General features: G+C 69.2%; 10 protein-coding genes. 4 read left to right on the forward strand and 6 right to left on the reverse strand.

The annotated features are described in order from the left end of the window. Both ARC20_RS14470 and ARC20_RS14475 read right to left on the reverse strand, forming a co-directional pair. The coding region (locus tag ARC20_RS14470; RefSeq protein ID WP_152983961.1) for an amino acid permease at positions 1-800 on the reverse strand (800 nt) is incomplete at its 3' end. Between the two features lie 58 nt (positions 801-858). Continuing rightward, positions 859-2,310 (reverse strand): DcaP family trimeric outer membrane transporter, encoded by a 1,452-nt coding sequence (locus ARC20_RS14475; protein ID WP_057648350.1) that lies wholly within the window; start codon positions 2,308-2,310, stop codon positions 859-861. 240 nt (positions 2,311-2,550) lie between these two features. Between ARC20_RS14475 and ARC20_RS14480 the strand changes: the two genes are divergently transcribed. After that, positions 2,551-3,108 (forward strand): flavin reductase family protein, encoded by a 558-nt coding sequence (locus tag ARC20_RS14480; RefSeq protein WP_057648352.1) that lies wholly within the window; start codon positions 2,551-2,553, stop codon positions 3,106-3,108. Between the two features lie 6 nt (positions 3,109-3,114). On the opposite strand, the gene ARC20_RS14485 is transcribed toward ARC20_RS14480, so the two are convergent. The 3 genes from ARC20_RS14485 to ARC20_RS14495 are packed head-to-tail and all read right to left on the reverse strand — an operon-like array spanning position 3,115 to position 5,577. Further along, positions 3,115-3,675: a hypothetical protein gene (locus ARC20_RS14485; RefSeq protein WP_057648353.1), complete on the reverse strand. Its 561-nt coding sequence runs from the start codon at positions 3,673-3,675 to the stop codon at positions 3,115-3,117. Then, a complete protein-coding gene (locus ARC20_RS14490; RefSeq protein ID WP_081418215.1) occupies positions 3,675-5,219 on the reverse strand; it encodes a TonB family protein in 1,545 nt (514 codons plus the stop codon). The genes ARC20_RS14485 and ARC20_RS14490 overlap by 1 nt, the downstream gene beginning before the upstream one ends. Then, positions 5,209-5,577 (reverse strand): BlaI/MecI/CopY family transcriptional regulator, encoded by a 369-nt coding sequence (locus ARC20_RS14495; RefSeq protein ID WP_057648364.1) that lies wholly within the window; start codon positions 5,575-5,577, stop codon positions 5,209-5,211. The genes ARC20_RS14490 and ARC20_RS14495 overlap by 11 nt, the downstream gene beginning before the upstream one ends. Positions 5,578-5,699: 122 nt before the next feature. Here ARC20_RS14495 and ARC20_RS14500 point away from each other — a divergent pair, with 122 nt between their 5' ends. The 3 genes from ARC20_RS14500 (at position 5,700) to ARC20_RS14510 (ending at position 9,455) form a co-directional block, all read left to right on the forward strand. Next, on the forward strand, positions 5,700-7,646 hold the full coding sequence (locus ARC20_RS14500) for an acetyl-CoA hydrolase/transferase C-terminal domain-containing protein (protein WP_057648358.1): 1,947 nt from the start codon (positions 5,700-5,702) through the stop codon (positions 7,644-7,646). Between the two features lie 95 nt (positions 7,647-7,741). Then, positions 7,742-8,692 (forward strand): L,D-transpeptidase family protein, encoded by a 951-nt coding sequence (locus tag ARC20_RS14505; RefSeq protein WP_057648365.1) that lies wholly within the window; start codon positions 7,742-7,744, stop codon positions 8,690-8,692. A gap of 4 nt (positions 8,693-8,696) precedes the next feature. Then, the gene (locus ARC20_RS14510; protein ID WP_057648360.1) at positions 8,697-9,455 is read left to right on the forward strand and encodes a M23 family metallopeptidase; all 759 of its coding nucleotides are present in this window, start codon (positions 8,697-8,699) and stop codon (positions 9,453-9,455) included. Positions 9,456-9,530: 75 nt separating this feature from the next. Here ARC20_RS14510 and tkt read toward each other — a convergent pair whose 3' ends face one another. Further along, entirely contained in the window at positions 9,531-11,531 is a 2,001-nt protein-coding gene (gene tkt, locus ARC20_RS14515) for a transketolase (protein ID WP_057648362.1), read from the reverse strand. Positions 11,532-11,777: the final 246 nt, after the last annotated feature.

The raw sequence follows: 11,777 nt of genomic DNA on the forward strand, positions 1-11,777 counted from the left end.
CCGGCATTGGCGGCGGCCAGCGCGAACGGCGCATCGGACGTTTGCAGGTCCGCGTTGGGCACCATGCCCATGATCACCGCCGAGCTGGCGATGTAGGCCACCGCCGCCAGCGCGACGCCGGCCAGGGTGGCGCGGGCGACGTTCTTCTCCGGGTTCTCCACCACGCCGGCGGTCACCGAGGCCGATTCCACGCCGATGAAGGCCCACAGCGTGAGCGCGGCGGCGCTGGAGATGGCGCCGAAATTCGACTGCCCGGAGACGTTGTACGCGCCTTCGAACAGCTCCGGCTTGAAGAAGAACCAGCCGCCGATCGCGATGCCCAGGATCGGCACCAGCGCGAAACTGGTGGTCAGCGTCTGCACGCGGCTGACGAACTGCGGGCCGATGATGTTGGCGAACGTCAGCAGCCAGACCAGCACCAGCACCGCCACGCAGCGCACCAGCGGCTGCGAGAGCACCGGGAAGAAGTAGCTGAAGTAGCCCACCGCCGCGATCGGGATGGCGACATTGCCGATCCAGTTGGCGAACCAGTAGATGGTGTTGGTCTGGAAGCCCATGTACGGCCCGAACCAGTCGCGCGCATACGCATACGGGCCGCCGGCCTGCGGCGAGAGCTTGCCGAGCTTGGCGAACACGAACGCCAGCAGCAGCGCGCCGGCGGTGGTGATGAGCCAGCCCCAGATGGAGGCGGTGCCGATCTTGGCCAGGCTGGAAGGCAGCAGGAACACGCCCGAGCCCATCATGTTGCCCGCGACCAGGAAGGTCGCCCCCACCACGCCGATTTTCTTGCCCTGCGCCATGGCCATCACTCCTCGTGGGTCGTCGCCCCGCCGCGGCCGTGACGGCCGTGGACCGGCGTCACTTGATGAAGTTGTATTGCAGGCTGCCCTGCAGCCGCATCGTGTCGGCGCTGCGCCCGTCCTGTTGCTCGAGCTGGCCGTAGAGCAGTTCCATGCCCATCGTCCACGAGGGCGCCGGGCTCCAGATCAGGTTGAGCGCGCCGTAGCGGCTGCGCTTGAAGGCATCGGCGGCCAGCGCGTCCTGGCCATCGAGGTGCAGTTCGCCGTAGACGAGGTTGGAGCGCCACATCTGCGTCCAGTAATGCGTGTAGCCGACGAAGCCGCCGTAGACCGGCAGGGCTTCGAGGTCGCCGTCGGCGGCGATGGCCGCATCCAGGCCCGAGCCGGTGAGGTCGGCGGTGTAGCGGCTCATGCCCTTGCCGCCAAGCAGGCCGAACAGCAGCAGCTCGCGCTCGGAGAAGGTGAACGAGCCGCTGAAGGACGCGCCGCCACCATAGGTGGTTTCCTTGTGGCCATCGGCGTTGTAGCCGAGGCTGCGCGCCACGGCGCCCAGCTGCAGGTGGCCCCAGTCACGCTCCATGCGCGCCACCAGGCTCAGGTCGGGCACGCGGTCCATGCTGACTGCTTCGACGCCGGGATGGTCCAGCTCGGTTTCCGGATTCTCCGCGCCCAGGGTCAAGGTGTTGCCCTTGCCCATCGAGAAGCTGTGGTGCATGCCGGCCACCAGCAGGTAGGCCGCGCCGCCCGGGCCGGCGAAGTCGAGCGTATCGGGCAGCGAATCGGCGTCCATGAAGGTGGAATAGCCATAGCCGGCGTAGGTGTTGCCGAGCTGGCCGTAGGCGTGGCGCAGGCGGAATTCGTAGCTGTCGCTGCTGCCGAAGAAGTCGTTCTCCAGGTAGAAGCGCAGGTTGCCGTGCGTGGTCGGGCGGCGCGCCTCGAAGCTGAAACGGGTCTGCTTGGCGTGCACCTCGAAGTTGGAGGTGTCGCGGTTCGGGCTGCCGACCGGAATGGTGGACGTGACGAACTGCTCCTGGTCGCCGGCCGCGCGCGCATCGGCAATGGCATCGAGCTTGGCGTAGCCGCCCAGGCGGATCATCGTGTCGGTGTCGGGAATGGCGAAGAAGCCCTTGAGCTCGGGGTCGGTCGGCGAGACGGTGTTGTCCGCGCGCGAGGCGGCGGTCGAAGGATCGGCCACCGAGTCACGCGGTGGCAGCACGCTGTGATAGCCCGGCGGCGTCGCTTGCGCGTACGGCACGGTGGCGGGCGGAGGTGACGTGCCGGCTGCGGCTACCGGTGCAGCTGCGCCGGCGACGACGGGTGCGGGCGCGGGTGCCGCCTGCCGCTCGGGAGATTTGCCTTCCAGCGCATCGAGTCGTGCGTTGAGCGACTGCAGCGTCTGCTCGACGTTGGCGATTTCCGCACGCAAGCTCTGCACCGTGTCCTGCGCGCAGGCCAGGCCAGACACCCACAGCAGCGGCAGCGCCGCCACGATCGCGGTCGAACGGTCCATCGCCCAGCTCCCTGCGCCCTTTCCCGCGGGAAACATGCTGCGTGCGCCGACGTGCCCGCGGGGGAGCGCACGACCCGGCGCGTCCCATGCACGCCCCCCTGTGTCCGGGCAAGAGACAGCGGGCATTCATCCCCAGCGGCGATGACGGCAACGTGAAATCCATCTGACGATCACGCATCGGCGACCTTCGCTTCACACGCATCGGCATGTGATGAAGTTTTGTCCACCGCAGGAACTGGCATGAAGCAATACCGGCAACATCCCTTCCCCGTCGAGGACGTGCGCCGCTTCCTCGAACCCGGCCCGATCGTGCTTGTCAGCACGGCCTGGCGCGGCCAGCGCGACGTGATGACGCTCGGCTGGCACATGGTGATGGGCTTTTCGCCTTCGCTGTGGGCCTGCTACCTGTGGAATGAAAACCACAGCTTCGAACTGGCGAAGCGGTCGCGCGAATGCGTCATCAACCTGCCCACGGTCGATATCGTGGACACGGTGGTGCGTATCGGTAACAGCAGCGGCGCGGAGATCGACAAGTTCGCGTCCTTCGGCCTGAGCACCACGCCGGGCGAGGCCGTGGCCGCGCCCCGCATCCGCGAGTGCTGGGCCAGCTTCGAATGCCGGCTGCATGACGGCAGCCAGATCAACAAGCACAACCTCTTCATCTGGGAGGTCGTGCGCGCGCATGTAGCGCACCGGCCAAAGACGCCGCGCACGGTGCACTACCGCGGCGATGGCCGCTTCATGGTCTCCGGGCCGGATATCTCGCGCAAACGGATGTTCCTGCCCGAGATGCTGTGACGCGCCTCAGCGCCCGGCGCGCTGCACGCGCATCTGCCCGCGCTCCATCTGGAAGGTGAAGGCATAGTTGAGCGTGACCGGCACCGGCTCGATGCGATCGGCGTCGGCGCAATCGCCCGGCCGCTTGGGCGCCACGTCGTGGTAATGGCAGATGGCCGCCGGTTCGTACTGCCAGGTCAGCGCGGCGCGCTCCACCGCTTGCAGCAGGTCGCTGTTCGAGGCATCGGCCCCCGCCGCGCATTCGGCGCGGTCCAGCAGCGGCTCGGTGCGTTGCACGGCGCCCTGCGCGTCGATGATCACGCGCACGCACACCGTGGTCGGCGGCAGGTTCGTGCGCGGGGTATCGGCGGGCAAGGCGGGATCGACGTTGTCATGCAGCAGCGGCATGCGGAACGCCTGCTGCGGCTGCATGGCATAGCTTTCGATGCGCGCGGCGCCAGCGGCTGCCACGGAGGGCGACAGCAGGCGTTGGTCCACAACATCGCTGCGGGTGTCCTGGTAGGCATCCGGCATACTCGCACAGCCGGCCAGCATCACCGCCAGCACCAGCCCGCCCGCGGCCCGCATCAACGCGACGCCATCGCGCTGCCACCGACGTCCTGCGGCGTGGGATCCATCTCGAAGGTCACCGGCACGCGCACCTGGCCCGCGACCGGCTTGCCTTCCTTCATCTCGGGACGGAAGCGCCACTGGCGCGCGGCCTCGACCGAGACCGCATCGAACACGCCCGCGGGCTTCGAGGATTCGACCACCACGTTCGACACGCTGCCGTCGGCCCGCACGTCCACGCGCAGCATGACCTGCCCGCCCAGGCTGCGCTCATAGGCTTCCTTCGGGTAGCGCGGCGGCGGCAGCGACTGCATCGCCACTTCGGTGACCTTCGCCGGGGCATGGGCGGGGGTCACGCGCAAGGCAGCAGTGAAATGCGAGCCGCCGTCGCCGCTGGTGACGTCGATGGTCGCCACGGGATCGGCCCGCGTCACGATCAGCGTCGGCGTGGAGACCGGCTTGCCCGCGAGCGCGAGTTTCATGTCCACCTGCATGCGGCCATCGCCCAGCGCGGTCCAGCGCAGTTCGGCCTGCCAGTGGCCCTGGCGGCCTTCGCCGCCAAATCCCAGCCATTGGCCGGCGCGTTCCACCAGCGCGAACTCGTGGCGCTCGCCGTCGATGGTGAGTACGACGTCGGTGCGATAGGACGCGCTTTCCGCCGCCACGACCGGCGCGGCCGGTTGCGCCGCCCACGCCGCATAGCCACCTCCGGCAGCCAGCAGGCCAATGGACAACACGGCAGCGACGCGACGGCGCGGCGAAGGCAGGGGCTGCTTGAGCATGGCGATTCTCTCCTTGAGCGGGTGGCGCGAAGGCCAAGGACATCCGAGGGGCGGCAACGGTGCGTCGAAGTGTCCGATCAACATCGCTTCGGCATAAGCGCGGCGCTGGCGTGGGCGGCACGCCAGCACGCGCGCGTCGCAGGCCATCTCCTGGTCGCGGCGGAACGCGCGCAGCGCGAAGTACGCGAGCGGGTTGAACCACTGCAGGCACAGCAGCAGCATGGCCAGCGCGTTGCACGGCAGGTCGCCACGCTGGCGATGTACCTGTTCGTGACGCAGCAGCAGGGCGCGCTGCGCGGGGGCATAACGGCTTTCGAAATCCGGCGGCACCACGATGCGCGGACGCCACAGCCCGACCAGCGCCGGCAAGCCCGCATCGTGCGCCGCCCGATACAGCGGCAGGCGCGGATGCGGCACGCGTGCCAGCGGGCCGAGCGCGCGCATGAAGCGGTACTGCCGCGCGAGCTGCCCGCCCAGGCAGGCCACGGCGCCCAGCAGCCACGCCGCGAGCCAGAGGGTTGAAGCGTGGCCTTCGGTCTGGATCGCACCGGCCTGCAGCACCGCCGCCGGCAATGCGCCGAGTTCGCGCATCGGCCGCACGACTTCCGGCGGCACGGGGATCGCCAACGTCAGGAGCATCAGCGGTGGCAGGCACCACAGGCCGTAGGCCGCCCCGGCACCGCCCAGGCGGCGTGCCAGCGGACGCAACGCCAGCACCAAGCCACACGCGGCGCTGAACACCGCGGTGAGCAACAGCAACGCGGCCGGGTCAGCCCTCATCGTCCAGCTCCCGTACCAGCCGCTTGAGTTCGGCGATGTCCTCGGCACTGAGTTTTCCGCGCGCACTGAAGTGCGCCACCAGCGGCGCGACGCGGCCGCCGAACAGGCGTTCGAGCAGGCCCTCGCTCTGCTGCGCCACCCATTGCGCGCGTTCGATGCGGGGCGAGTACAGGTAGCGGCGCCCCTGCTTCTCCGCCGCGATGGCGCCCTTGTTGAGCAGGCGGTTGAGCAGGGTCTTCACCGTGGGCTCGGCCCAGCCGCTGTGCGTGGACAGCGCGGCGAACACCTCCTCGGCCGCCAGCGGATGGCGGTCCCACAGCACCTGCATCACCACTGCTTCGGCTTCGCTGATCGTCAAGGATTCGGCCATGCGATTACACCCGTAAATTTTTCCCGATTACGCGCGTAATCGAACTGCGTGTCAAGCCCCGGTCACTCCGCCGCATGCGTCCTGGACGGGCGCTGGGCTACGCTCGGAACATGATCGAATCCGTCCAAGACCTGCACGCCGCCACCGACCTGATCCTCCAACGCGTGGCCGGCCCGCTGCGCGTGGGCGCACCGCTCGGCCTGGGCAAACCGCATCGGCTGATCAATGCGCTGTATGCCCGCGTGGCCGCCGACCCGTCGCGCCCGATGCAGCTGTACACCGCGCTCTCGCTCGACCCGCCCGGCCAGGCCGGCGGCCTGGAAGGCCGCTTCCTCGGGCCGTTCGCGCAGCGGCATTTCGGCGACGACTTCCCGCGCCTGGCCTACGTGGAAGCGATGCGCCGCGACGCGCTGCCGGCGCATATCGAAGTGGAAGAGTTCTACATGCAGTCCGGCGCGATGCTGTCCTCGCGCCAGGCCCAGCGCGCCTACACCAGCCTCAACTACACGATGGCCGCCGACGCGGTGGCGATGCGCGCGCCCAACCTGGTGGTGCAGAAAGTGGCGCGCGAACCCGGCGGCACGCGGCTATCGCTGTCGTGCAACAACGACCTCACCCAGGACCTGCTCGAGACCATCGCGCGGCGCGGCCTGCCGCGGCCGCTGATGGTGGCCGAGGTGGATCCCGCGCTGCCGTGGATCGCCGGCTCGGCCGTGGTGGCGGATGATTTCTTCGACGTGGTGGTCGACCCGCCCGGCCCGCATCCGAAGCTGTTCGCCCTGCCCCGCCAGCCGGTGGGCGACGCGGACTACGCCATCGGCCTGTATGCGAGCACGCTGGTGCGCGATGGCGGCACGCTGCAGATCGGCATCGGCACGCTGGCCGATGCGTTGAGCCATGCGTTGGTGCTGCGCCATACCGACAATGCCCGCTACCGCGCGGTGCTGCGCGCCCTGGATCCGGGGCTGGAATCGCACCCGCTGGTGCGCGACCACGGCGGGCTCGACCCCTTCGAGCAGGGCCTGTACGGCTGCAGCGAAATGCTCAACGAAGGCTTCCGCCGCCTCGTGCAGACCGGGGTGATCCACCGCCGCGTGCATGACGACGCCGCGCTGATGCAGCGCCTGCACGACGGCACGGCGACCGCCGAGGACCACGCCCGACTGCAACGCGAAGGCGAATTCCTGCATGGCGCCTTCTACCTCGGCTCGCACGAGTTCTACGACTGGCTGCGCGAGAACGGCGATGGCGGCCATGGCATCGGCATGCGCCGCATCAGTGAGATCAACCAGCTCTACGGTGGCCACGAAGCACTCGAACGCCTGCAGCGCCGCGAAGCGCGCTTCTTCAACAGCTGCATGATCGCCACCGCGTTGGGCGCGGCGGCCTCGGACGGCCTGGAGGATGGCCGCATCGTGTCCGGCGTGGGCGGGCAATACAACTTCGTGGCGATGTCGCACGCGCTGGAAGACGCGCGCAGCGTGCTGATGCTGCGCGCCAGCCGTACCGACGTCGCCGGGCACGTCGAATCCAACGTGCGCTGGGCCTATGGCCACGCCACCATCCCGCGCCACCTGCGCGATATCTACGTCAACCAGTACGGCATCGCCGACCTGCTCGGCGCCACCGACGAGGCCTGCGTGATCGCGATGACCGCGATTGCCGAAGTGCCTTTCCAGCAGGGCCTGCTGGCCTCCGCCAAAGCCGCGCGAAAGCTGCGCGAGGATTTCGCCGCGCCGGACGCTTGGCAGCGCAACACGCCCGATGCCCTGGCCGCCGCGCTGGCCCCGTTCCGTGCCGATGGCACGCTGCCGGATTACCCGCTCGGCAGCGATTTCACCGACGTCGAGCAGCGCGTGCTGCGTGCCCTCGCCTGGCTCAAGCAGGGCAGCGCGACGTGGGGCGGAAAGCTGACGCTGCTCACCGGCGTGCTGGGTGGCCCGCTCGCAAACGACGCGGAGGCGATGCGGCGGATGGACCTCGATGCGCCAAGCGGTATCGCGGAAAAGCTGCAGGCACGGCTGGTCCGCCATGCGCTCGCGCGCACCGCGCATTGAACGCAGCTTCAGCCGCGCGGCGAGGTTTTCACGCGTCGCGCGCAAGTAGGCACGGCAAGCTGCGGCCATGTTCCGCAGGAGTTTCCCGCATGCCGATGTGCACGTCATCCTCACGCCCGCTTGCGCTGCTGCTGTTCTGCGCGCCGCTGATCGCCGCCGCGCAGGCGCCCGCCGCCGCGCCAGGCATCACGCCGCCGGATATCGGCCCGCGCTCAAACTTCGCCGCGCAGGTGTTGCTGGATCGCGCGCATTTTTCGCCGGGCGAGATCGACGCGCTTGCGGGTTCCAACCAGCGCCGCGCAGTGGCCGGCTACCAGCGCGCGCATGACCTCAAGCCGAGCGGCGAGCTCGACGACGCCACCTGGCAGGCGTTGTCCAGCGACACCGCGCCGATGCTGGCCGACTACACGTTGACCGACACCGACGTGGCCGGCCCCTACACACCCACGCCGAAGGAACCTGCCGACCAGGCCAAGCTGCCGGCGATGGGCTACCAGTCCATCGAGGAAGCCCTGGGCGAACGCTTCCATGCCAGCCCGGCGCTGCTGCGCGCGCTCAACCCGCAGGCCGACTTCACCCGCGCCGGCACCGTGCTGCGCGTGCCGGCCGTGGGCGGCGGCGCGCCACTGCCGAAGGCGGCGACGCTGGTGGTGGACAAGTCCGATTCGACGGTGTCGTTGCGCGATGCGCAGGGCAAGGTCTACGCGCAGTTCCCCGCCTCCACCGGCAGCACGCATGACCCGCTGCCGATCGGGCGCTGGAAGATCCTCGGCATCTCGCGCGACCCGCCCTTCCACTACAACCCCAAGCTGTTCTGGGACGCGAGCCGCAGCGACAAGAAGGCGACGCTGCCGCCCGGCCCCAACAATCCGGTCGGCCCGGTGTGGATCGATCTGTCCAAGCCGCATTACGGCATCCACGGCACGCCCGAGCCCGGGCATGTCGGCAAGACCGAATCGCACGGCTGCATCCGCCTGACCAACTGGGATGCGCTCACCGTCGCCGGCGTGGTGGATGCTTCCGTGCCGGCCATCCTGCAGGAGTGAGGCGATGAAGACGCTGGCACTGGTGGCGTGCGGTTTGCTCGTGGGTGCGGCCGGATACTGGTGGCTGTACGGGCCGGACACCGTATCCACCGGCACGGAAATCAACCAGGCGTTCGCGCAGGCGACCGGAAGTGCGGTGGATGCCACCGCCGTGCCGGCGCCCGCCCCCGTGCCCGTGGCACCGGAGCGCGTCGCCCTGCCGGCGACGCCGGCTGCCACCGCGCCCCCCGCCGTCGCGCCCGCCGCGGAGGCCAGCCATGTCGGCGTGGCGCCGGTGTCGACTTCAGCGCCCGCGCCCACGGCTGTCCCCGAGCCCGTCCCTGGCAACGCCCTGCTCCTGCCGGTACAGGGCATCACCCGCGCCGACCTGCATGACACCTTCACCGACGCGCGCAGCGAAGGCCGCGTGCACGATGCCATCGACATCATGGCCGCCGCCGGCACGCCGGTGCTCGCGGTGGCCGACGGCACGGTGGAAAAACTGTTCGACAGCCAGCGCGGCGGGCTGACGATCTACCAGTTCGAACCGAGCGGCCGCTATGCGTACTACTACGCGCACCTGCAGCGCTATGCGGACGGGCTGGCGGAGAAGCAGACGATCCGCCGCGGCCAGGTGATCGGCTATGTCGGCAGCACCGGCAACGCCAGCGCGGAAGCACCGCACCTGCACTTCGCGATCTTCAAGCTGGGCCCGGAACGGCACTGGTGGGAAGGCGAGGCGCTCAATCCCTATCCGGTGCTGCACGACGGGCAGGCGCTCTGAGCGAAGCGCCCTCGCGCAAAAACAAAAGGCCGGCGGAATTCCGCCGGCCTTTCGCGCATCACGGGGACGGCAGGCTTACAGCGCCTTCGCCGCCGCCACCACGTGGTCGGTGGTGATGGCGAAGTGCTTGTACAGCACTTCGGCCGGCGCGGAGGCACCGAAGGTGTCGATGCCGACCACGTCGCCGTCCAGGCCGACGTACTTGCGCCAGAAGCCGGTCACGCCGGCTTCCACCGCCACGCGCTTGCGCACCGCGTTCGGCAGCACCGATTCGCGGTAGGCGCTGTCCTGGCGGTCGAACACGTCGGTCGACGGCATGGAGACCACGCGGGTCTTCAGGCCGGCGGCGTCGAGCTGCTTCTTGGCCTCGACGGCCAGGCCCACTTCCGAACCGGTGCCGATCAGGATCACGTCCGGCGTGCCGCCTTCGGCGTCGGCCAGCACGTAGCCGCCGCGTTCGATCTGCTTGACCTGTTCGTCGCTGCGCGGCTGGTGCGGCAGGTTCTGGCGGCTGAACACCAGGCAGCTCGGGCCGTCGTTGCGGGTGATGGCGGCCTTCCAGCTCACCGCCGACTCGACGGCATCGCACGGGCGCCACACGTCGTTGTTGGGGATGTAGCGCAGCGAGGCCAGGTGCTCGACCGGCTGGTGGGTCGGGCCGTCTTCGCCCAGGCCGATCGAGTCGTGGGTGTAGACGTGGATGGCATGGGCCGGGATCAGCGCGCTCATGCGCACGCCGTTGCGGGCGTAGTCGCTGAACACCAGGAAGGTGGCGTCGAACGGAATGAAGCCGCCGTGCAGTGCCAGACCATTGGCGATGGCGGTCATGCCGAACTCGCGCACGCCGTAGTAGACGTAGTTGGCGTTCGGGTCGGTGGTGGCGACCGACTTGCTGGCCTTCCACAGGGTCAGGTTGGAGTGCGCCAGGTCCGCCGAGCCGCCGACGATTTCCGGCAGCAGCGGGGCGAAGGCTTCGATGGTCAGCTGCGAGGCCTTGCGCGAGGCGATGGTCTGGCCATCGGCCTGGGCCTTGGCGATGAAGGCGTCGGCCTGGGCGAGGAAGTCGGCCGGCAGCTCGCCGTGGTAGCGGCGCATCAGCTCGGCGGCTTCGGACGGGAAGGCCTTCTCGTAGGCTTCGAAGCCCTGCTGCCACTGCGCCTGGTCGTGCTTGCCGGCGGCGACGTGGTTCCAGCCGTCGTAGATCGCCTGCGGGATCTCGAACGGGCCGTACGGCCAGTCCAGCGCCTTGCGCGCGCCTTCCAGTTCTTCCTTGCCCAGCGCGGCGCCGTGCGAGGACTCCTTGCCGGCCTTGGTCGGGGCGCCGAAGCCGATGATGGTGCGGCAGCAGATCAGGGTCGGCTTGCCTTCCTCGGACAGGGCCTGCTCGATGGCGGCCTTGATCGCATCCGGGTTGTGGCCGTCGATGTCGCGGATGACGTGCCAGCCGTAGGCTTCGAAGCGCTCGGGGGTGTTGTCGGTGAACCAGCCATCGGTGTTGCCGTCGATGGAGATGTGGTTGTTGTCCCAGAAGCAGACCAGCTTGCCCAGGCCCCAGGTGCCGGCGAGCGAGGCGGCTTCGTGCGAGACGCCTTCCATCAGGCAGCCGTCGCCCATGAACACGAAGGTGCGGTGGTCGACGATGGCGTGACCGTCGCGGTTGTAGCGCTGGGCGAGCAGCTTCTCGGCGAGCGCGAAGCCGACGGCGTTGGCGAAGCCCTGGCCGAGCGGGCCGGTGGTGGTTTCCACGCCGGGGGTTTCGCTGCGCTCGGGGTGGCCGGCGGTCTTGCTGTGCAGCTGGCGGAAGTGCTTGAGCTCCTCGATCGGCAGGTCATAGCCGGTCAGGTGCAGCAGGGCGTACTGCAGCATGGAGCCGTGGCCGTTGGAGAGGATGAAGCGGTCGCGGTTGAACCACTTCGGGTCGGCGGGGCTGTAGCGCAGGAAGTCGTTCCAGAGCACTTCGGCGATGTCGGCCATGCCCATGGGCATGCCGGGGTGGCCGGACTTGGCGGTTTCGACCGCGTCGGCGGCGAGGAAGCGGATGGCGTTGGCCAGCTGGCGGCGGGTGGGCTGGGTCATGGGGCGTCTTGGGAGCGGAAGGGACACCGCAAGGGGCGGCCTGGATATTCTCCCACATGGTGGGAGGGGGGGTGGTTTTTGCGGCCTTGCGGCCGCTGGGGCTTTTTTGGGCTCGCTTCGGTGCGTTGGGCTTTTTGGGCCTTCGATGTTGGTCGGCTGTTTTTGGTTGTGTGCACGGCCTGCGGGGGTGGGGCCCTTTCGGGACACGCCGTGAACCCATCCATGGGGGCTCGTCGGCGCCATCCA

The sequence above is a fragment of the Stenotrophomonas panacihumi genome (assembly GCF_001431645.1).
GTDB classification, from domain to species: Bacteria; Pseudomonadota; Gammaproteobacteria; order Xanthomonadales; family Xanthomonadaceae; genus Stenotrophomonas_A; species Stenotrophomonas_A panacihumi.